Annotated in this window: 20 protein-coding genes; 5 read left to right on the top strand and 15 right to left on the bottom strand. The window is 68.2% G+C overall.

Annotation, left to right across the window (positions count from 1 at the left end; translation table 11 throughout):
* Nucleotides 1-182: 182 nt before the first annotated feature.
* From G3T14_RS08655 to G3T14_RS08630, 6 genes are all read right to left on the bottom strand, one after another.
* A complete protein-coding gene (locus G3T14_RS08655; RefSeq protein WP_163641872.1) occupies nucleotides 183-905 on the bottom strand; it encodes a DUF599 family protein in 723 nt (240 codons plus the stop codon).
* Between the two features lie 95 nt (nucleotides 906-1,000).
* Nucleotides 1,001-1,288, bottom strand: coding sequence for an acylphosphatase (locus G3T14_RS08650; RefSeq protein ID WP_163641871.1), 288 nt, complete (start codon nucleotides 1,286-1,288; stop codon nucleotides 1,001-1,003).
* An 89-nt stretch (nucleotides 1,289-1,377) separates the two neighbouring features.
* Complete coding sequence (locus G3T14_RS08645; RefSeq protein ID WP_163641870.1) at nucleotides 1,378-1,809, bottom strand: gamma-glutamylcyclotransferase family protein; 432 nt, start codon at nucleotides 1,807-1,809, stop codon at nucleotides 1,378-1,380.
* A gap of 52 nt (nucleotides 1,810-1,861) precedes the next feature.
* Nucleotides 1,862-3,865: an acetyl/propionyl/methylcrotonyl-CoA carboxylase subunit alpha gene (locus tag G3T14_RS08640; RefSeq protein ID WP_163641869.1), complete on the bottom strand. Its 2,004-nt coding sequence runs from the start codon at nucleotides 3,863-3,865 to the stop codon at nucleotides 1,862-1,864.
* A 238-nt stretch (nucleotides 3,866-4,103) separates the two neighbouring features.
* Nucleotides 4,104-4,544 carry a hypothetical protein gene (locus G3T14_RS08635; RefSeq protein WP_163641868.1) on the bottom strand — a complete coding sequence of 147 codons (441 nt, stop codon included), beginning with the start codon at nucleotides 4,542-4,544 and terminating at the stop codon, nucleotides 4,104-4,106.
* Nucleotides 4,545-4,712: 168 nt separating this feature from the next.
* Entirely contained in the window at nucleotides 4,713-5,354 is a 642-nt protein-coding gene (locus tag G3T14_RS08630; protein WP_204262739.1) for a L,D-transpeptidase, read from the bottom strand.
* 178 nt (nucleotides 5,355-5,532) lie between these two features.
* Between G3T14_RS08630 and G3T14_RS08625 the strand changes: the two genes are divergently transcribed.
* Nucleotides 5,533-6,462, top strand: a complete 930-nt coding sequence (locus tag G3T14_RS08625; RefSeq protein WP_163641867.1) for a histone deacetylase family protein — start codon at nucleotides 5,533-5,535, stop codon at nucleotides 6,460-6,462.
* Between the two features lie 90 nt (nucleotides 6,463-6,552).
* Here the strand turns inward: G3T14_RS08625 and ribB are convergent, their stop codons facing one another.
* The 3 genes from ribB to G3T14_RS08610 form a co-directional block, all read right to left on the bottom strand.
* Entirely contained in the window at nucleotides 6,553-7,629 is a 1,077-nt protein-coding gene (gene ribB / locus G3T14_RS08620) for a 3,4-dihydroxy-2-butanone-4-phosphate synthase (protein WP_163641866.1), read from the bottom strand.
* 84 nt (nucleotides 7,630-7,713) lie between these two features.
* Nucleotides 7,714-8,811, bottom strand: coding sequence for a chorismate synthase (aroC, locus tag G3T14_RS08615; RefSeq protein ID WP_163641865.1), 1,098 nt, complete (start codon nucleotides 8,809-8,811; stop codon nucleotides 7,714-7,716).
* An 82-nt stretch (nucleotides 8,812-8,893) separates the two neighbouring features.
* Nucleotides 8,894-10,033, bottom strand: a complete 1,140-nt coding sequence (locus G3T14_RS08610) for an anhydro-N-acetylmuramic acid kinase (RefSeq protein ID WP_204262725.1) — start codon at nucleotides 10,031-10,033, stop codon at nucleotides 8,894-8,896.
* A gap of 141 nt (nucleotides 10,034-10,174) precedes the next feature.
* On the opposite strand from G3T14_RS08610, the gene tyrS reads away from it, so the two are divergent.
* Nucleotides 10,175-11,437: a tyrosine--tRNA ligase gene (gene tyrS, locus G3T14_RS08605; protein ID WP_163641864.1), complete on the top strand. Its 1,263-nt coding sequence runs from the start codon at nucleotides 10,175-10,177 to the stop codon at nucleotides 11,435-11,437.
* A 101-nt stretch (nucleotides 11,438-11,538) separates the two neighbouring features.
* On the opposite strand, the gene G3T14_RS08600 is transcribed toward tyrS, so the two are convergent.
* Nucleotides 11,539-14,922, bottom strand: coding sequence for a DUF3971 domain-containing protein (locus tag G3T14_RS08600; RefSeq protein WP_246733076.1), 3,384 nt, complete (start codon nucleotides 14,920-14,922; stop codon nucleotides 11,539-11,541).
* 215 nt (nucleotides 14,923-15,137) lie between these two features.
* Here G3T14_RS08600 and G3T14_RS08595 point away from each other — a divergent pair, with 215 nt between their 5' ends.
* Nucleotides 15,138-15,605, top strand: coding sequence for a peroxiredoxin (locus G3T14_RS08595; RefSeq protein WP_163641913.1), 468 nt, complete (start codon nucleotides 15,138-15,140; stop codon nucleotides 15,603-15,605).
* 93 nt (nucleotides 15,606-15,698) lie between these two features.
* Complete coding sequence (locus G3T14_RS08590) at nucleotides 15,699-16,985, top strand: M23 family metallopeptidase (RefSeq protein ID WP_163641862.1); 1,287 nt, start codon at nucleotides 15,699-15,701, stop codon at nucleotides 16,983-16,985.
* A 9-nt stretch (nucleotides 16,986-16,994) separates the two neighbouring features.
* Here G3T14_RS08590 and prfB read toward each other — a convergent pair.
* Both prfB and G3T14_RS24690 read right to left on the bottom strand, forming a co-directional pair.
* Nucleotides 16,995-18,123, bottom strand: a protein-coding gene (gene prfB, locus G3T14_RS08585) for a peptide chain release factor 2 (protein ID WP_163641861.1) whose coding sequence is annotated in 2 segments (ribosomal slippage) — nucleotides 16,995-18,053 and nucleotides 18,055-18,123 — 1,128 coding nt in all. Because the reading frame shifts where the segments join, the coding sequence is not laid out codon by codon here.
* Entirely contained in the window at nucleotides 18,052-18,243 is a 192-nt protein-coding gene (locus G3T14_RS24690) for a hypothetical protein (RefSeq protein WP_204262743.1), read from the bottom strand. The genes prfB and G3T14_RS24690 overlap by 72 nt, the downstream gene beginning before the upstream one ends.
* Here G3T14_RS24690 and G3T14_RS08580 point away from each other — a divergent pair.
* Nucleotides 18,242-18,637, top strand: a complete 396-nt coding sequence (locus G3T14_RS08580; protein ID WP_163641860.1) for a DUF2809 domain-containing protein — start codon at nucleotides 18,242-18,244, stop codon at nucleotides 18,635-18,637. The genes G3T14_RS24690 and G3T14_RS08580 overlap by 2 nt on opposite strands.
* Nucleotides 18,638-18,641: 4 nt before the next feature.
* Here G3T14_RS08580 and G3T14_RS08575 read toward each other — a convergent pair whose 3' ends face one another.
* The 3 genes from G3T14_RS08575 to G3T14_RS08565 all read right to left on the bottom strand — a co-directional run bounded on the left by G3T14_RS08575 (nucleotide 18,642) and on the right by G3T14_RS08565 (nucleotide 20,805).
* Complete coding sequence (locus G3T14_RS08575) at nucleotides 18,642-18,959, bottom strand: hypothetical protein (protein WP_348645237.1); 318 nt, start codon at nucleotides 18,957-18,959, stop codon at nucleotides 18,642-18,644.
* A 236-nt stretch (nucleotides 18,960-19,195) separates the two neighbouring features.
* The gene (locus G3T14_RS08570; protein WP_163641859.1) at nucleotides 19,196-19,408 is read right to left on the bottom strand and encodes a hypothetical protein; all 213 of its coding nucleotides are present in this window, start codon (nucleotides 19,406-19,408) and stop codon (nucleotides 19,196-19,198) included.
* Nucleotides 19,409-19,557: 149 nt separating this feature from the next.
* The gene (locus G3T14_RS08565) at nucleotides 19,558-20,805 is read right to left on the bottom strand and encodes an LL-diaminopimelate aminotransferase (protein WP_163641858.1); all 1,248 of its coding nucleotides are present in this window, start codon (nucleotides 20,803-20,805) and stop codon (nucleotides 19,558-19,560) included.
* Nucleotides 20,806-20,861: the final 56 nt, after the last annotated feature.

Here is a 20,861-nt window from a genome sequence, read left to right as displayed (position 1 = left end):
GCGATCGGTGCGCGCTGCGGCCTTGGCGGCCTTGGCCGTCGGATCGCCGGTCTTCGGGGCCGGGTTCTTCGGCTGTGCCCGGTTGGGGGCGCCCCCCTTGGATGCCAGCCGCTTGGCGGCGCTGTCCTTGCGCGCGGCCCTGCGAAGCGCGGATTTCGTGACGGGGGGTGTCTCTGAGTTGCTCATGGATGCCATCCCTGCCCGGTTCCATCGTCCTGCGCCAGCAGGGCGGCCCGGATTTTCGAGGCGAACTGGCGTCGCCACATCACGCAGACCACCGCGGTGGTCGTCACCATGAGCAGCCAGGGACTCACGAACCAGCCGAGATAGGCGAGCGCGAAGAAGAACGCCCGCTGGCCCCGCGCGAAGTGGCTGCCGGCCGCGATGTTCATCGCCGCCGCCCGCCGTGCCGCGCGTTCCATCTGTTCGAGGGTGGCACCCGAGCCCTTGGGCGGCACTGCGCCGAGCAGGATCGCCCCATAGTTGAACAGCCGGTAGGCCCAGGAGAACTTGAAGAACGCGTAGACGAACACGACGGCGAGGCCCGCCACCTTGATTTCCCAGGTCGCCCGCGTGGCGATGGCCCCGAAGGGCAGCGATCCGAACAGGGTCAGCACGTCGTCGCCGGAGCGTGACAGCGTAAGCACGCCGCCGAGCGCGATCAGCGAGGTCGAGGCGAAGAACGCGGTTCCGTTCTGCAGCGAGGCGTTGATGGTGGTGTCGACCACGCGGTTGTCGCGCAGGATCAACTGGCGCGCCCATTCGGCGCGCTGCGCATTCATGATCTGGCTGAGGCTGGTGCGTCGCCCGCGCATCCGCGCCACGGCGAGGCCGTATCCGGCCCAGGCGGCGACGAAATAGACCAGCGCGGCGAAATCGAGATACGAGAAATACGCCGTCATCATCCGGTCGGGTGCCGATCGTGCCTGGAATTCGCGACAATTGCGCTCTGCGCGCTAGCCCGGATGCCGGCGTGCTGTCCAGCCGCACCGGGTTTCGATCACTCCGGACGGATGGAAAAGCCCGGAGGAAGCGGTGTCGTACCCCGCTCCGTGACGGCGATGTCCGTCACCTGCGCTCCGGGTGGCCCGTGTCGGCAGGCGGCGAGCATCGCGGCGACCGCCTCCGATTCGCCCGACAGCAGGGCTTCCACCGTCCCGTCCGCCCGGTTTCGGACATGGCCCGAAAGCCCGTGACGGTCGGCTTCCCGCCGGATCCAGATCCGGTAGCCGACGCCCTGGACCCTGCCGCGAATCACGGCCTCGACCACACGAATATCAGCTGTCATGCGTCACGCTCCATCGCGGCGGCGGGCAATGTTCTTCGCCTGCTCTGGCTAAGTGGTGCGGCACCGGCACGCCGTTCAGAGTGAGCCGATCAGGGTGTTCGCCCGCGCTGCCAGCCCCGCAATTCGCCCACATAGGCTGCGGGCAAGTGTGCGGCGGAGGCGGCCCCCACCACGTTTTCGAGGTAGCCGGGCCGCGGCGCCCCCGTTGCGGTGGAGCCGCCGAAATAGATCAGCGCCCGTTTGACCCCGCCCTGCGTGGTCACCGGCTGGTAGGCCTTGGTGTAGAGGCCCGCGGCGACGCCCTCGTAGCGGTCGAGCGCCGGAACATCGGACAGCGCGAGTTCCCACAGCACGCCCCAAACCGTGGCGCGCGGGTCGCGCACCACCGAGGCGTAGCCCTCGCGCATGATGATGAAGCGATGCCGGTTGAGCCGGCCCTGCCCGATCAGCACCGAGCGCGGGCAGCGCGCCGCCATCGCGGCGGCATCCATGTTGGCGCCGTAGGCGAAGTAGAGGGGCATGGCGACTCCGCGGGCACCCTCCCTCACAACGTGAGGCAGGGTCGTCCCGGTATCAGGCGAATTCGAGGATCACCGCGTCGACGGCGAGGCTGTCGCCCTCCTTGGCCGAGATCTTCGAGACGGTGGCGTCGCGCTCGGCGCGCAGCACGTTCTCCATCTTCATCGCCTCGACGATGGCCAGCGGCTCGCCGTTCTTCACCTCCTGGCCTTCGGTGACCAGGATCGCCTTGACGAGGCCGGGCATCGGACAAAGCACCTGCTTGCCCGAGCCGGCATCGACCTTCACCGGCATGAGTGCGGCGAGTTCGGCCTCGCGCCGGGTGAAGACGCGGGCCTCGGCGGCGGCCCCGCCATGCTGGAGCGCGACGCCGTTGAGGAGGCTCCGCACCTGGATCGCCACGCGGGTGCCGGCGATCTCGCCCTGCCACACCGGCTCGCCCGGGCGCCAATCGCTCACCACGTTCCAGACGGTGCCGTCCTCGGCGGTGACGATGAGGGTGCCGCCCACCGCATCCACGGTGACGGGGTAGGATTGCCCAGCCAGGATCACGACGCGGTCGCGCTCGAAATGCAGCAGGCTCGGGTCGCGCATCTGGCCGGAGATGCCGCGCTTGCGCGTATTGAGCTTGTGGTCGATGGCCGCCGCCGCCGCCGCCATGCGTTGGGCGATCTTACCCTCGGGCTGGGGCGCGACGAAGCCGTCCGGAAACTCCTCGGCGATGAAGCCGGTGGAAATGTTGCCCGACCGCCAGCGCGGATGCGCCATCAGGGCCGACAGGAACGGGATATTGTGGCGGATGCCGTCGATGGCGAAGGCGTCGAGGGCCTCGCCCTGCGATTCGATGGCCTGCGCCCGGGTCGGCGCCCAGGTGACGAGCTTGGCGATCATCGGATCGTAGTGGATCGCGATCTCGCCGCCCTCCTCCACGCCGGTATCGTTGCGCACGGTGGCGGCGCCGAACTGGCCCTCGGCCGGCGGGCGGTAGGTGGTGAGGCGGCCGATCGACGGCAGGAAGTTGCGGGTCGGATCCTCCGCGTAGACGCGGCTCTCGACGGCCCAGCCGTTGAGCTTCACCTGATCCTGCGTGAGCGGCAGCGGCTCGCCGGCGGCCGAGCGGATCATCATCTCGACGAGATCGAGGCCGGTGATCATCTCGGTGACGGGGTGCTCCACCTGGAGCCGGGTGTTCATTTCGAGGAAGTAGAACGACTTGTCCTGGCCGGCGACGAACTCGACGGTGCCGGCGGAATCGTAAGCCACCGCCTTGGCGAGGGCCACGGCCTGCTCGCCCATCTTCTTGCGGGTGGCCTCGTCGAGGAGCGGCGACGGCGCCTCCTCGATGACCTTCTGGTTGCGGCGCTGGATCGAGCATTCGCGCTCGCCGAGATAGATGACGTTGCCGTGCTTGTCGCCGATCACCTGGATCTCGATGTGGCGCGGGTCGGTGATGAACTTCTCCACGAAGACGCGATCATCGCCGAAGGACGACGCGGCTTCGGACTTGGCGCGGGCGTAGCCCTCGGCGACTTCGTCGGATGCGTACGCGATGCGCATGCCCTTGCCGCCGCCGCCGGCCGACGCCTTGATCATCACCGGGTAGCCGATCTCGTCGGCGATGGTGACGGCGTGTTCCGGCGACTCGATCACGCCGAGGAAGCCCGGCACGGTGGAGACGTTGGCGGCCGACGCCGCCTTCTTCGACTCGATCTTGTCGCCCATGGCGGCGATGGCGCCGGGATTGGGGCCGATGAAGACGATGCCGGCCGCCTCGAGCGCGCGCGGGAACGCCTCGCGCTCGGACAGGAAGCCGTAGCCCGGATGGACCGCCTGGGCTCCGGTCTGCTTGCAGGCGTCGATGATCTTCTCGATCAGCAGGTAGGACTGTGCCGCCGGCGCCGGGCCGATATGCACCGCCTCGTCCGCCATGGCGACGTGGACCGCATCGCGATCGGCATCCGAGTAGACCGCCACCGTCTTGATGCCCATCCGGCGGGCGGTCTTGATGATGCGACAGGCGATCTCGCCACGGTTCGCGATCAGGATCTTTTCGAACATCGGTCCGCGCACTCTGTATTCAGTCGGGAGGATCGAGGCGCGATGAACGCCCAAGCTCGCATCCGATAAAGCAGTTATGCGGCTTCGGGAAGCTGACCTTGAAGGCTGGTCGATGGTTTCTGGCGGTGATGTTCAGGCCGAATCCATTGTGCGGCGCAATAGAATTCGGATGGGATTACCTCGTCCCGCCTCACCTGGCGGGCGCGGTCGGGTGGACGCTGCCGGCCGGACGGTGGCGTCAGGCGGCGGCCCGGAAGAGTATTTCGGCGTCCTCGGTCTCGATGCGCCGGGTGTTGGCCGCCAACGCAAAGGCGATCAGCGTCTCGTCGCTGGCCTGGGCCTCGCGGACCACCTCGCGGGCGATGCGGGCGGCCAGCGGCGTCGGGCCGACGCCGTTGCGCAGCGATCCGACGAGCCAATGCGCGATCTCGGGATCGATGTAGCCGGTGGGGCGCTCGCCCCAGACCGCGAAGTCGACGATCGCTGCGACCAGGAAGTCGCTGTATTCGGGAGCCGAGACCGCCACCGCGCGGTCGAGGGCGATGAGCATGTCGGCCTCGTCGCGGCCGGTGATGCCATCCGGAAGCACGGTGCGTCCGAGGTCGCTGACGTCGTCGGCCGTGATGCGGCCGGCGGCGACGATACGGTTACAGAAAAGCTGAAGCGAAAGGTTGATCATTGCTTGATGCCTCCCCGGCTTTGTCTGCGCCGGTCCATGTCCCTGTCTATGGATCGACTATGCGGGACGGCATCGTTCAAGCAGTTAACGGCCAAATCTGAATCGATGTTCAGGTTAAAGCCTGATCACGAATGAGCCTTTCCAAAAGATGTCGATGGTGCTGCGCGCTCAGCGCACCACCACCTTGGCGCCGATCGGAACGCGCTCGTAGAGGTCGACCACGTCGGCGTTGAGCATGCGGATGCAGCCCGACGAGACCGCCTGACCGATCTTCTCCGGCTCGTTGGTGCCGTGGATGCGGAACAGCGTGTCCTTCTTGCCTTCGGCCAGGTAGAGGGCGCGCGCGCCGATCGGGCTGGTCGGGCCGCCTTCGAGGCGCTTGGGCAGCTCTGGCCGGCGTGCCAGCATCTCGGCCGGCGGGTTCCAATCGGGCCATTCGCCCTTGCGGTCGACTTCGGCGGTGCCCGCCCAGGCCATGCCGGCATGGCCCACGGCGACGGGGTAGCGCACCGCCTTGCCATCGGGCAGCACATAATAGAGCCGGCGCTCCTTCGTCACGACGATGACGGTGCCGGGGGCTTCCTTGGTGGGATAGTCGATGGTGGTGCGGGCGATCTTCGGGTCGATGGTCGCGTTGGGAGCGAGCTTCATCCACTCCTTGTCGCGGGCCTCTCCCGCAAGCGGAGCCTGTGTCGCCAGCGCGGTCTGCACCACCGGCGCTGTCGGCGCCGCGAGGTTGGCCGTCTGCGTATTGCAGGCTGCGAGCGGGAGCGCGCTGGCGAGGGTGAGGAGTTTCAGGAAGGAGCGCATGATCGGGTCTGTCTCGGTGCCCGCATCAAGGCCGAAGAACATGGTTGATGGGGTCTTGCGCAAGCTAACCCGAGCGCGCATCCCCGCGTAGTGTTCTGCGTTGGTGACGTGGCGCATTTGCATCGTCTGTTGCGCAAAAGTAACGAACCAGACGACCGGCTGGTCGGGAGGGATGATTGTGACGACACTCTATGTGAGCCATCCGTCCGCCCTCGATCACGGCCTGCAGACGGGCCATCCGGAAAGTCCCGAGCGCATCCGCGCCATCGAGCGGGTTCTGGAGAACGAGCGTTTCGCCGGATTGGTGCGCGGGATGGCACCGAAGGCCGCGCCCGAAGTGGTGAGCCTCGTCCACCCGGTGCCCTACGTCCAGGCGATCATCGAGGCGGCTCCCACCGAGGGCCTCGTCCAGATCGACGGCGACACGGTGATGTCGCCCGGTACCCTGGAGGCGATTTTTCGCGGGGTCGGCGGCGCGGTCCACGCGGTCGATGCGGTGATGAAGGGCGAGTGCGCCAACGCCTTCGTCGCCATGCGGCCGCCGGGCCACCATGCCGAGCGCATGCAGGCGATGGGCTTCTGCCTGTTCAACAACGCCGCCATCGCGGCGCGCCACGCGAAGGTCGCCCACGGCGCCACCCGCGTGGCGCTGGTGGATTGGGACGTCCATCACGGCAACGGCTCGCAGGACATCTTCTGGGACGATGCCTCGGTGCTCTACGCCTCGACCCACGAGATGCCGCTGTATCCGGGCACGGGCGCGGCCTCCGAGCGCGGCAACCACGACACCATCGTCAACGTGCCCCTGCGCGCGGGCGACGACGGTGAGGTGTTCCGAGAGGTGTTCGAGGCCGGAATCCTGCGCCGCCTCGACGCCTTCGCCCCCGATCTCATCGTCATCTCGGCCGGCTTCGACGCCCATCGCCTCGACCCGCTGGCCAACATCCAGCTCGACGAATCGGATTTCGGCTGGGCCACGCGCCGGCTCATGGAGGTGGCCGACAAGCACGCGGGCGGGCGCATCGTCTCGGTGCTGGAGGGCGGCTACAGCCTCAAGGGACTGGGCCTGTCCGTGGCCACCCATGTGGATGCGCTGATGGGGCGGTGAGGTGTCGCCGGCACAAACAGCGGCGGCATCACGCCAGTCCGCCTCGGCACACCCAAAGGCAGGACCGGTGAGGGTGCGGCGCTGGCCGGCTCACCCGTCCAGACGCTCGTCCCCCAAGAATTCTATGCCGAAGCCCGACAGGCCGACATAGGCCCGTGACGAGGTCGCAAGGTTGCGGATCGAGGTGACGCCGAGATCGCGCAGAATCTGGGCGCCGAGGCCGACTTCGCGCCAAATCCGCACGCGTTGGGCCTCCGCCCCCTCGTCCGCATAGGATTGGAGCGGCACACCCGCGGTCCCATCGCGAAGATAGACCAGGATGCCACGGCCTTCCTTGGCGAAGCGGCGCTGCACCGCCTCGATCTGGCGACCGCCCTCGATCACGTCGGCGACCACGTTGGAGCGGTGCAAGCGCACCAAAACGTCGCTGCCGTCGCCGATCTCGCCGTAGACGAAGGCGAATTGCTGCACGGTCTCGAACGGCGTGGTGTAGGCGTAGCCTGTCACCTCGCCGAACTCGGTCTTGACCGGGAAGTGTCCGACCCGCTCCACCAGCTTTTCGCGCGACTGCCGGTAGGCGATGAGATCGGCCACCGATACGCGCTTGAGCTTGTGCAACTCGGCAAAGGCCGTGATCTGCGGGCCCTTCATCACGGTGCCGTCGTCGTTGGCGAGCTCGCAGATCACGCCCACGGGCGGGAGGTTGGCGAGCTTGCACAGGTCGACGGCGGCCTCCGTATGGCCGGAGCGCATCAGCACCCCGCCATCCTTGGCGATGAGCGGGAAGACGTGGCCGGGGCGCACGAAGTCCGACTCGCCCATATTGCCGTTGGCGAGCGCCCGCACGGTGTTGCAGCGCTGCTCGGCCGAGATGCCGGTGGTGAGCCCGTGCTTGACGTCCACCGTCACGGTGAAGGCGGTGCCGAGCGGCGCGTCGTTGGCGGCCACCATCGGGTCGAGGCGCAGGCGCCTTGCCTCGGTCCGGGTCAGCGGCGCGCAGACGATGCCGCAGGTGTTGCGGACGATGAAGGCCATCTTCTCCGGGGTGCAGAGCGAGGCGGCGACCACGAGGTCGCCCTCGTTCTCGCGATCGTCATCGTCGGTGACGACCACGATCTCACCGCGTGCATAGGCCTCGATGGCTTGCGTGACGTTGGTGTGGGGCACAGGGCTTCTCTTGGAATCTGGATTCCCGGAGCTGGAAGTCTCTCGGAATCGCTGAGCGGATGGGCGTAGGCGCGCAGGCTTCCCCTACACGCCGACTTGCCCCCGATGGCGCAAATAGTGATCGGCGAGCACGCATGCCATCATCGCCTCGGCGACCGGCACCGCGCGGATGCCGACGCAGGGGTCGTGGCGCCCCTTGGTGACGAGGTCGACGTCGCGGTTGTCGCGGGTCACGCTCATCCGGGGCGTGAGGATCGACGAGGTCGGCTTCACCGCGAACCGGCAGATCACCGGCTGGCCGGTGGAGATGCCGCCGAGCACGCCGCCGGCATGATTGGCGAGGAAGGTCGGCGCGCCGGCATTGCCCGAGCGCATTTCGTCGGCATTCTCCTCGCCGCGCAGGGACGCGGAGGCGAAGCCGTCGCCGATCTCGACGCCCTTGACCGCATTGATCGACATCATCGCGGCGGCCAGATCCGCATCGAGCTTGCCGTAGATCGGCGCGCCGAGGCCCGGCGGCACACCCTCGGCCACCACCTCGATCACCGCGCCCACCGAAGAGCCGTCCTTTCGGATCGCGTCGAGATAGGTCTCGTAGTGCTTGGCGGCCTGCGCGTCGGGGCAGAAGAACGGGTTGTTGGCGACCTCGTCCCAATTCCAGTTGGCCCGGTCGATGGCGTGCGGGCCCATCTGGACGAGGGCGGCGCGGATCACCACCCCCTCGGGCAGGACCCGGCGGGCGATGGCGCCGGCGGCGACCCGCGCTGCGGTCTCCCGCGCCGACGAGCGCCCGCCGCCGCGATAATCGCGAATCCCGTACTTGGCGTCGTAGGCGTAATCGGCATGGCCCGGACGATAGCTGTCGCGGATCTCGGAATAGTCCTTCGAACGCTGGTCGGTGTTCTCGATCTCGAGGGCGATCGGTGTCCCGGTGGTGAGCTGGCGCCCGCCGGTGCGATCGTCGGCGAAGACGCCGGACAGAATGCGGACCTGATCGGGCTCGCGCCGCTGCGTGGTGAAGCGCGACTGGCCGGGCTTGCGCCGGTCGAGTTCCGCCTGGATGTCGGCGGCCTCGATCGGAATGCCCGGAGGGCAGCCGTCGACCACGCAGCCGAGGGCCACTCCATGGCTCTCGCCGAAGGTGGTGACGCGGAAGAGGTGGCCGAAGGTGTTGTGCGACATGACGCTCCCGCTCTAGCGCGGGACGGGACGAGTCACAAATGCCCGGCGCGCCACCGGGGCCTGCGGCACAATCGAAGGGGCATCAATCCCCCGGTCGCGCCAACACGCCGCCCGTCATGGGCACCTGCACGCCGGTGGTGCTCGGAAAGGTGATCGGCAGACCCTTGAGCGAGCGCACGGCGAGATGGGCGAAAGCCTGCGCTTCGAGATAGGCCGAGGACCAGCCGATGGCGTCCGCCGTCGTGATCTCGGCGCGCAAATGGTAGTTCAGCAGCCGCACCAGCTCGCCGTTGCGGGCGCCGCCGCCGGCCACGATCCAGCGGGTCGGGATCTCGGGGGCGTGGTCGAGGGCGCGGGCCACCGCCCGCGCGGTGAAGGCGGTGAGCGTCGCCGCGCCGTCCTCGGTCGAGAGCTGCCCGGCGAGCTTGTGCGAGAACCAGTTCCGGTCGAGGGATTTCGGTGGGCGCCGGGCAAAGAACGGGTGGATCAGTAGCCACGCCAGCAGCGGTTCGTCGGGGCGCCCGCGGGCCGCCGTGCGGCCGCCGTCGTCCAGGGGGCGGCCGGTGCGTTCGCGCATCCAGTCGTCGATCAGGGCATTGCCGGGCCCGGTATCGAAGGCGATGACGTCGCCGTTCGACGCGATCAGCGTCGCGTTGGCGACGCCGCCGATGTTGAGGATGCCGAGGGCCCCCTCGAAGCCGGAGGCCCGGGCGAGCGCCTGATGGAACACCGGCACCAGCGGTGCCCCCTGCCCGCCCGCGGCGATATCGGCATGGCGCAGATCCGACACCACCGGAATCCCGAGGCGGCGGCTGAGCGCGGCGCCGTCGCCGATCTGCACGCTCATGCGCTGGTCGGGGCGGTGGACCACGGTCTGGCCGTGGAAGCCGACCACATCGATGTCGGAGGCCTTCAGGCCGTTATCGGCCAGGAAGCTCTCCACCGCCTCCGCATGCGCCGCGGTGACGAAGGCTTCGGCCTGGGGAAGGCAGCCCGGCCGATCTTCGCGCGCAGCGACGGCTTCGGAATCCACCAGCGCCCGGCGCAGCAGCTCGCGGTCCTCGTCGGTGTAGCCGCGGTAGCCCGTCGGCCCGAGCGGTTCGAGATAGCCGTTATGGCTCCGGACGACGCGGACATCCTGCCCGTCGGTCTCGATCAGGGCGACGTCGACCCCGTCGAGGGAGGTGCCGCTCATCAGGCCGATCGCGCGCATCATGGTCATGGCCGTCTCGCCCCCGTGCCTTTCGGAGCGTGGGATGCTACGAGCCCGCTCCATCTGATGTATGCGATCAGCGAGCTACCATGCGGGCGCGGGCCTTGTCCCACCGCAGCGATGCGCCCCACAGACGAGACGGCTTTTTCGATGTCCGCCCTGAAATCCGATTTCCTGCGCATCCTCCAGGAGCGCGGCTTCATCCACCAGTGTTCCGACCTCGACGGGCTCGACGGGCTCCTGAGCACGAACCGGATCACCGCCTATATCGGCTTCGATTGCACGGCCGCTTCCCTGCATGTCGGCTCGCTGGTGCAGATCATGATGCTGCATTGGCTGCAGGCCACCGGCCACCGGCCGATCGTGCTGATGGGCGGCGGCACCACCCGGATCGGCGATCCGACCGGGCGCGACGAGGGCCGAAAGGTGCTGAGCGCGGCCGACATCGAGTCCAACAAGGCCGGGATCGCGCAGGTTTTCGCGAAGTTCCTCACCTTCGGGGCCGCCGATTCCGCCGACGCGTTCATGGTCGACAACGCCGAATGGCTGTCGGGCATCAACTATCTCGACTTCCTGCGCGATGTCGGCCGGCACTTCTCCATCAACCGGATGATGTCGTTCGACAGCGTGCGCCTGCGCCTGGAGCGCGAGCAGGAACTCTCGTTCCTCGAATTCAACTACATGCTGCTGCAGGCCTACGACTACGTCGAGCTCAACCGCCGCTACGATGTCACCCTGCAGATGGGCGGCTCCGACCAATGGGGCAACATCGTCAACGGGCTCGACCTCGGTCGCCGCATGGGCACCAAGCAGCTCTTCGCCCTCACCACGCCGCTGCTGACGACCTCCTCGGGCACCAAGATGGGCAAGACCGCCGCCGGTGCGGTCTGGCTGAACGCGGAGATGCTCAGCCCGTATGATTATTGGCAGTTCTGGCGCAACACCGAGGACGCCGATGTCGGCCGCTTCCTCCGGCTGTTCACGTTGCTGCCGATGGACGAGATCGCCCGGCTCGAAGCGCTGCCGGGGGCCGAGATCAACGAGGCCAAGAAGGTGCTGGCGACGCAGGCCACCGCTTTGATGCACGGGCATGAGGCGGCGGACGCGGCCTCCGAGACCGCGCGGAAGACCTTCGTCGAGGGCATGGTGGCGCAGGATCTGCCCACCGTCTTCGTCTCGGCCGACCTGCTCGATGCGGGGCTCGGCGTGCTGTCGGCCTTCGGCCCGGAATACGCCAGGCTCCTGCCGTCGACGAGCGAAGCGCGCCGCCAGATCAAGGGCGGCGGTTTGCGGATCAACGACGTGGTGCTCACCGACGAACGCGCAGTGTTGCGCGCCGGCAATCTCACCGCCGAAGGCGTGATCAAGCTGTCGTTCGGGCGCAAGAAGCACGTGCTCCTGCGGATCGGATAAGATCTGGACCGGGCCGGACAGCGTCTCCGGGCCGATGCCCTATCCTGTTGCTTTCGCAGGATCGGATCGGAAAACCGGACCCGGCTTTACCGCGTCCTGCTTTACCGCTCCGTCTCGCCCATCGGCGTGACGCCGGCGGATCCCTCGTTGCCGCCGCCTGCGGTGAACAGCTTGCGCAGGATGCCCGGTGCCAGGGCCGAGAGCGGGTTCACGGTGACGTCGGGCTTGGCGAGGCGTCCGGCCACGCGAAAGTTCAGCGCGAACAGGCCCTCGTTATGGCCGCCGCCCAGCAACTGGCCGAGGATCGGCAGCTGCGACACGACGTTGTTGAGCCCGTAGAGCGGCACGAAGGTACCGTTGATGTCGGTGCGCTCCTTGGCGGTGTCGAGGTAGCCGTTGAGCGTGAACCCCATGGCGGCGTTCGAGATCGCCGCGTCGGTGAAATCGATGCGGCTGCCGGTGCGGGTGAAGTTCGCGCGCAGGCGGTCGAAGGCGACGTCGTTGCCGGTGTTCTGCACCACCTGCTTGCGCCCGCGCGAATCGACGACCTCGCTGCTCGCCGGTCCCTGCGCCATGATGCTCGACAGGGCCGGCTCGTTGCGCAGGGTGAACTCGCGGATCTGCACCACGCCCGGCTGCGGGCCGTCGTTGAGCGACGAACTCATGGCGAGGCGGCCGCCATACATCCGCTTGTAGACGTCGGCGAAGCGCAAGGTGGAGCCGGCATCCGCCGACTCGATGGCGATGCTCGACCCGGCGCGATCCGTGTGCGTCACCTGGGCCGAGAAGGCGGCACCGCTGAACTTGCCCTGGATGCGTCCGCTGCGGATGTCGCGCCCGCGCATCGCCAGCTTGACGGTCGCATTGGTGAGGGACTCGCCGTTGAACCCGGTGAGGATGCCGAGGGTGACGTCACCGTCGATATCCTTCGGGGCGGTCTCCTTGGCCGCCTTGCCGTCGGTGCCGGTCAACCCGCGCAGGAACGGGCGCGCATCCGCCACGGCGCCCTTGACCGCGACGCGGTAACCGTTGCCGTTGCGCTCCACCTGGACGCGCATGTCGTCGCCGGGCGAGAGCTTGAGGCTCGACAGGTCCGCCCGTTCGAACTGCCCGTCTGCATTGAGGGATGCGGTGCCGCGGACCAGGGCGGGGGCGGCGTCGAGGGCGATGTCGCGCAGGTCGAGCCCGCTCGATGCCGTTTCCTGCAGCGTGAAGGTGAGGCGTCCGGGCTTGCCGGCGGCCTTGGTGAACCCCGGCAGCAGCCCGTCGATGGCGACGCGCGCCAGGTCCGCATCCACCCGGATCGGCGGCTTGCCGCCACTGGACCGGCCGATCGGGAGCGAGATCTTCACCGGGATCGCCCCGACGAGCTGGGGCGCCACCGGTAGACCCTTCTTGGCCCGCAGAGCCTCGTCCACCGTGAGGGCGACCTGGACCTCGCCCGGTGCGCCGGCCTTGGGCTGACGCATGTCGATGGTGAGCGGGGTGCCCAGGACCTTGGCATCGCCCTTCAGGGCGAAGGCGCCGCGGTCGTACGAGACGTTGAACCGCCCCGCCTCCAGGCGATCCTTGCCGAACGCCTTGTCCACCGCGATGTCGGCGAAAGTGCCCGTGACCGTCACCGGCAGGTCGGCCAGTTCCGGAATACGCTTGAGGTTGAGCGGAAAATCGATGCGCAGATCCGCATTGCCCTTCACTGTCGCCGGGTCGATCTCGATGCCGGTGAGCGGCTTGAACATCTTCGTTTCCAGCAGCGAGAGCAGGGCGTCGGCGCCTCCGCCGAGCCGCAGGCCGATCTGCGCCACCACCGTTTCAGGGGTGATCCGCGGGATGACGAACGCGCCGTCGGAGATCGCCAAAGTCCGGCCGTCGGCCATCCGCAGGTCGGCGGTGACGTTGCGGATATTGGTGGTGAGACCCGTGATGGTGCCGGCGACCTTTCCGCGGGTGAGCGGTGGCGCATCGGCGGAGATCGCCAGCGTCGCGTCCGAGACCGCGAAGTCGATATGGACCGCGTTGTCGGGCATCGGCTCGCCCCGCGTGGCGGCGGCGAGTTCGCTGCCGCTCATGTCGACCACGATGTCGACGGCATCGACCTTGCCGCCGCGCAGGTAGTCGACGAGGTAGTTGCGCGCCGGCGGCGCCACGTGCTCGGGCCAGAGGCGCAGGGCCATGCGCCCTTCGGTGTCGCTGGCGACGATGTGCAGGGTCAGGCCGTCATCGTCTTTGGTCGTGCCGAGCGTGCCGGTGATCTTGCCGTTGGCCGCTCCCGCCTTGACGGTGATGTCGTCGAGCGACACGCCGCCCGCTCGCCCGGTCAGGTGGGCGGAGACCATGTCGAGCTTGACCGGCTTGTCCTGCGCGTTGGCGCCCCGCAAGATCGCGTCGCGGCCCGCCAGGGCCAGCGTCCAGGCGGTGTCGGGGTTGCCGGTCCGGGTTTCGAGCGAGCCGGTGAGATGCATCGCATTGCCGGCGCCGCGATAATCGAGGGAGTCGAACTTCATCGCCCGGCTGGTCTCGTCCCAGCTCACCTGGGCCTCGGCGTTGTCGATGGTGACGGGGTTGAAGTCCTTCTCCTCGATGAGAAGATTGCCGTCGCCGGTGCGGATCGTCGCCGTCATCGTCTCGATGCGCCCGGCATCGAGGGCGATGTCGGCTTTGGCCGACAGCTTGAGATCGGTCTCCACCGGCAGCTTCGACTGGCCCGACAGCAGCAGCAGGTCGGTCACCGGCAGGTCGTCGAGGGTGATGATGCCGGTCCGCTTGGTGCCGCCGGCCTCGTGCAGGTCGCCACCGAAGCGCCATTCCCCGTGGGGGCCCTCGATCCTGAGCTCGAACACCCTGGCGTCGCGGCTGGCGTCGCGCCGGAACAGGCCGTTGACGTGCTCGAAGACCGCGCGCTGGCGCGCATCGTCGTCGATGAGAGTCAGGCGTCCGTTGGTGATGCGGGCCCGGTCGAGGGCGCCGACGATGCCGGCGGGATCGAGCACCACGCCGAAGATCGACGCCACCGTCGCCGAGATCGGCGAGACCGGCCCCAGGGTCGCGTCGACGCTCGGCAGGGTATGGGGCTCGACCGCCCCCTCCTGCGTCGGATCGGACGCCGCGAACGCGATCGACCCGTTGTTGTGGACGAGCGCCGTCATCTGCAGGTCGCGGAATTCGATGGCGCGGGGCTTCACCGACAAGCGCAGAAGCGCCCAGGTATCGATGCTCACCACCGCCTGGGGGGCGCGGACGACGACGGCGCCTTCGGGGTTGTAGATGTCGAGGCCGGCGACCCGAAGGGCCAGGGAGTTCTCGGAATCGAGCTCGACGGCGCTGTCGCGCAAGGTGACGCGCCAGCCCGGCCCGACGCTGCCGGCGATGGCCGAGGCGACGCGCTCCGACATGCCGTCGATCCGCAGCGGGCCGGTGGAGAGCCGCCAGACCAGACCACCGACGGCAAGCCCCAGCCCGAGCACGAGGACTAGAGCGAGCCACATCACGGGACGCCGCCGCCCGGGCGACCGTCCCGGCCGCAAACCTTTTCCCCTGTCCTGGTCCATCAATCCTTGAGCCGCTGGATCGGAACGTCCCCTCGGGTTATCGAGCGGCTGTTCCGTGGGGAATGTCTTTCGGGCGGGCTGTGCTTGGGCTGGCGGCCCGCTCTCTGGCGTTCTTCACTCGCACACTATCAATCGGCCGAAAGGAAGGCATGATGCCGCTCGATACCGGAGATCAGGCGCCCGACTTCACCCTGCCGGGCGCCGGCGCAGAGACGATCGGACTCGATTCTCTCAAGGGACGTAAGGTCGTCCTCTACTTCTACCCAAAGGACGATACCAGCGGTTGTACCCTGGAAGCGCAGGGCTTCAACGCGGCCGGCGAGGCCTTTGCCGCGGCTGACGCACTCGTGATCGGGGTCTCGCCGGATTCGGTGAAGAGCCACGACAAGTTCCGCACCAAATACGGCCTGACCTTTCCCCTCGCCTCCGACGAGAGCAAGGCGATGCTGGAGGCCTACGGCGTCTGGGTCGAGAAGAGCATGTATGGGCGCAAATACATGGGTGTCGAGCGCACCACGATCCTCATCGACCGCGCGGGCCGAATCGCGCGGATCTGGCCCAAGGTGAAGGTGCCGGGCCATGCCGAAGAGGTCCTGGCCGCCGCCCAGGCTCTGGCGTGACCCGACCGGCTTGGTGAATCGCATCGGGCCTATTTTGGCACTTCATTAACCCTGATCCCGTCAGATGCTGCGACGTGGATCAGGTTTGCGTCGATGGCCCTACACTCTCGGTCCGCCAAGGTTTCCAGCAAGGCCCCGGCCCCGCGTCGAACCCGCCTGGTTCCGGACCGGCTCCATGGCCGCCTCGTCGGCGTGGCGCTCGGTCTCTCGACGATCTGGGCCGGCGCAGCGACGTACTACCTGGTCTTCCACGACGAGGTGCTCGCCGGCTTCGTGTCGCAGCAGAGCGCGATGCAGTACGGCTACGAGGAGCGGATCGGCGCCCTGCGGCTGCAACTCGACCGCACGGCGATGGAGCAGGTCGCGGCGCGGGACGGGCTGGCCCAGCGCGTGTCCGAACTCGTCCGGCGCCAGGCCGCGATGGAGAGCCGGCAGGCCCAACTCGCGGCACTGGCCGGCGATACCGCGACCCATCCACTTCCCGAGGTGCAGCCCGCCGACGTGCCGGTGTCCGACTTCGCGCTCGAGGAACTCGGCCGCAGACGCCCGGCCGCGTCCGGTGCCAAGCCGTTTCCGACCCCCGATCCTTTGGAGCTTCGCACCCGCGACGAGTCCGCCTCCGACGCGACGGGGCGCCAATCCGCCAGAGTTCTCGGTATCAAGGTGGCCGCGCTCGAACAGCGCCTCGATGGGCTCGCCGAGGCCCAGACCCGCGCCGTCGACGGCATCGCGCTACGGGCCGGCCGCGGGGCGCAGCGCTTGCGCGGCCTGGTGGCGCGGCTCGGTCTCGATCCGTCCCGGTTCGAGAGACGGACCGCCGACCGTGCCGGCGCGGCCGGTCTCGGCGGACCGCTGGTGCCGCTCGATGCGTCCGATCCGTTTGGCCTCGCGCTCGCCCAGGCGCAACGTTCGGTGGGTGAGGAGGCGCGTTTGCGCCGGGTCGCCGCGACGCTGCCGATCCGCCGGCCGCTCGCCGGCGAACTCAACCTGTCGAGCACCTTCGGCGCGCGGCTCGATCCCTTCACCCGTGGCTACGCCATGCATACGGGCATCGACATGCGGGCCGATAGCGGCGAGCCCGCCCGGGCGACGGCGGCGGGCCGGGTCACCATCGCGGATTACAACGGCGGCTACGGCAACATGGTGGAGGTCGACCACGGCAATGGCCTCGCCACCCGCTACGCCCACCTCTCGGCCTACGATGTGGTGCCGGGCCAGAGAGTCGAAGCTGGCAGCATCATAGGGCGCGTCGGCTCCACCGGCCGTTCGACCGGCAACCACCTGCATTACGAGACCCGGATCGACGGCGAACCCGTCGATCCCCAGCGGTTCCTGCGTGCCGCGGAGGCGATCGAGCCGGACCTGATCGCCGCCCGCTGATTCACACGCTCAGTCGATATCCTCGACGACATCGGTGCCGCCATAGACCCGCTGCGCCAGCGAGGCTTCCATGAACGGGTCGAGGGCGCCGTCGAGGACCTCGTCCGGGTCGGTCGATTGCGCGCCGGTGCGCAGGTCCTTCACCAGCTGATAGGGCTGGAGCACGTAGCTGCGGATCTGGTGGCCCCAGCCGATATCGGTCTTGGCGGCGTTCTCGGCGTTGGCCTTCTCTTCCCGCTTCTTCAGCTCCGCCTCGTACATGCGGGCGCGCAGCATGTTCCAGGCGGTGGCGCGGTTCTTGTGCTGCGAGCGCTCCTGCTGGCACGCCACAACGATCCCGGTGGGGTTGTGGGTGATGCGCACGGCCGAATCCGTGGTGTTGACGTGCTGGCCGCCGGCGCCGGACGACCGGTAGGTGTCGATGCGGCAGTCGGATTCCTTGATCTCGATGACGATACGGTCGTCGATCACCGGGTAGACCCGCACCGAGGCGAAGCTGGTGTGCCGCCGCGCGCTCGAATCGTAGGGTGAGATGCGGACGAGCCGGTGCACGCCGGATTCGGTCTTGAGCCAGCCATAGGCGTTGTGGCCCTTGACCATGAGCGTGGCGCCCTTGATCCCGGCCTCGTCGCCGTCCGACCACTCGACGATCTCGACCTTGTACTTCCGGCGCTCGGCCCAGCGGCCATACATGCGCTGGAGCATGTTGGCCCAATCCTGGCTCTCGGTGCCGCCGGCGCCCGAATGAACCTCCACATAGGTGTCGAAGCCATCGGCCTCGCCGGAGAGCAGCGTCTCGATCTGCCGGCGCGCGGCTTCCGCCTCGGCGGCTCGCACACCATTCTCGCCCTCGAGGATGGTGGCCTGATCGCCTTCCATCTCGCCGAGTTCGATCAGCGTCGCGGCGTCGTCCAGTTCCTGCGACAGCGTCTTGATCGCATTGACGGCATCATCGAGCTGCGTCCGCTCCCGCATGACGGCCTGCGCGGCCTCGGCATCGTTCCACAGGTCGGGATTCTCCGAAGCCGCATTCAGCTCCGCGAGACGTTTCTCGACGGTATCCCAGTCAAAGATGCCTCCTCAGCAGTCCGATCGACTGCTTGGCGGCATCCGAGAGTTGTTCGATCTCGGCGCGCATCTGGTGTTTCGGGCTCGTGTGCAAGGCGTGTGGAAACGGGTGATACCGGGCCGTCCCCGTGGTGTAAACGGCGGCTCGGCCCTCCCCTTCGGCGAAACCCACGATGCAATCGAGCGACATGCGGTCTCGACCCAGGAACCGAACGCGCGCGCGGATCGCCATCCTCGCCGCCACGGGCGTCGTCATCGCAGTGGGTCTGGCCCTGCGGCTGGTGCCCCTGGGGCTCCCCGGCGGAGTCGTGAAATATGGCGGCTCGGTGCTGTGGGGCGCGATGGTCTACGGTCTCGTCGCCGCTGTGGGGCCGGCGTCGCGGTGGCGCATCCTCGCAATATCGGCGCTCATCGCCATGGCGGTGGAGTTGTTCCGCCTCGTTCATGCGCCCTGGCTCGACGCCTTCCGCCTGACCCTGGCCGGCAAGCTCCTGATCGGGCGCGTGTATTCGCCTTGGAATCTCGTCGCCTATGCGGTCGGTCTCATCACCGCCGGGTTTCTCGACCGGCGGTTCAGGACGTGAGCCGTCAGCGACGGAAGTCCGGCGGTCCGATCCGGGCCGGAGCCAGAACGAACTCGCGTGGACGGTGGCGCGCGTTGAGCGGGCCCTCGTTGATCCCGTCGCTGAAATAGTCGGTGCCGGTGAGGCCGAAACCGCCGCCATTCATGACGCTCGGGACCGGGATGGCGCGCGCAACGTCGGGAATCGGCCGTCCGGTGCCGAGATCGGTGGGCAGCACCACCGGGCCATCGGCGCCGAGATAATGCATCTGCGCGGTCGCAGAGCCGGTGAGCCCGAGACCGAGCAGGCCGGCGGCGAGGACGATTCGCAGTGTCAGCAGCACGAAACAACTCCTGCGGGCAGCCTGGATCCAGGTGAGACGCGCCCGAGCCGCATCATGACGTATTCCGTCGTCGTTGTCCGTGGCCGCCGTGCCGCGCGAGCGGGATTCTTGCTGCAGCTGGTGGGAAATGTCGGCGCCGTGCGGTCCCGGCTGCGCCGCATCCTGTCGAACAAACAAAAAAGGCCGAGCGTGAGCCCGGCCCCTGCGTTTCGCGATCTCTGCCGAGCGCTGGCGGTTCAGCCCTTGGCGTGGAGGACGGCCTCGCGCTCGCGCAGGGTCGGTTCGCAGGTGCTGTAGAACGTGTCCACGATGAAGGGACGCGAGTCACATACATAACCGACGCCGGGAGCCGGTGCCGGCACCGGGTCGCGGGAGACGATCGGCTTGGGGGCGCAGGCGCCGGCGGATGCGGCCAGCGCCAGCGCGACGGTGAGGGTCAATCGGCGCATGCGATCCTCTGCGGACAAAACTCGGGACAGGGTCGGACCCTGCTGACACACCACGTGCGTGACAAGCGGATCGAGCCCGAGCCCGCCGCTTTGCCGCCGCGTGTCTCCCCGCAGCCACATGCGCGGTGGCCCGAGGAAGCGCCGTCGCGTCAGCCCACTTTGGCGAACGGCGTCTCGCCGGCGGACCCGTCCGTGGGCGGCACCACGTTGTGCAGGGTGCGGTCCGAGGTCTCGAAGAAACGTCGGATGTTGCGGGCCGCCTGCCGGATGCGCTGCTCGTTCTCGACGAGCGCGATGCGCACGAAATTGTCGCCGTGCTCGCCAAAGCCGATACCGGGCGCCACCGCCACGTCCGACTTCTCGAGCAGGAGCTTGGAGAATTCGAGACTGCCGAGCGACTGGTACTTCTCCGGGATCGGCACCCAGGCGAACATCGAGGCCGAGGGGCTGGGGATCTTCCAGCCGGTCTTGTCGAAGGATTCGATCAGCGCGTCGCGGCGCTTCTTGTAGATCGAGCGCATCTCGATGATGCAATCCTCCGGCCCGTTGAGGGCAGCGGTGGCGGCGACCTGGATCGGCGTGAAGGCACCGTAATCGAGGTAGGACTTCACCCGCGTGAGGGCGGCGAGCAGGCGCTCGTTGCCGACCGCGAAGCCCATGCGCCAGCCGGCCATGGAGAAGGTCTTCGACAGCGAGGTGAACTCCACCGTGCAGTCGATCGCGCCGGGCACCTGCAGCACCGAGGGCGGCGCCTCGCCGTCGAAATAGACCTCGGCATAGGCGAGATCCGACAGGATGATGATGTCGTGGCGCTTGGCAAAGGCGACGAGGTCCCGATAGAAATCGAGGCTCGCCACATAGGCCGTCGGGTTCGAGGGGTAGCAGACCACGATCGCCACGGGCTTGGGGATCGAGTGCTGCATCGCCTTTTCCACCGCCGGGAAGAAGGCCGGGGTCGGCTCCGCCGGCACCGAGCGGATGACGCCGCCGGCCATCAGGAAGCCGAAGGCGTGGATCGGGTAGCTCGGGTTGGGCACCAGCACCACGTCGCCGGGCGCGGTGATCGCCTGCGCCATGTTGGCGAAGCCCTCCTTCGACCCCAGCGTCGCCACGACCTGCGTGTCGGGATTCAGGCTGACGCCGAAACGGCGCTTGTAATAGTTCGCCTGGGCGCGGCGGAGACCCGCGATGCCCTTCGACGAGGAATAGCGGTCGGTGCGGGGGCGGCCTGCGGTCTCGACCAGCTTGGCGATGACGTGGCGCGGCGCGTCGAGGTCCGGGTTGCCCATGCCGAGGTCGATGATGTCGGCACCGTTCGCGCGGGCCTGGGCCTTGATCCGGTTCACCTGTTCGAAGACGTAAGGGGGCAGGCGCTTGATGCGGTGGAAGTCGGTCATGGCCTTCACAATGTCCATCGGCGCGCGCGGGCGTCTTCGCGCGAAGCTGTCATCAA

Source organism: Methylobacterium sp. BTF04 (assembly GCF_010692745.1).
Taxonomy (GTDB): Bacteria; Pseudomonadota; Alphaproteobacteria; order Rhizobiales; family Beijerinckiaceae; genus Methylobacterium.
Note: the sequence above shows the minus strand (reverse complement) of the source record. Positions and strands in the feature narration are given on the sequence as shown.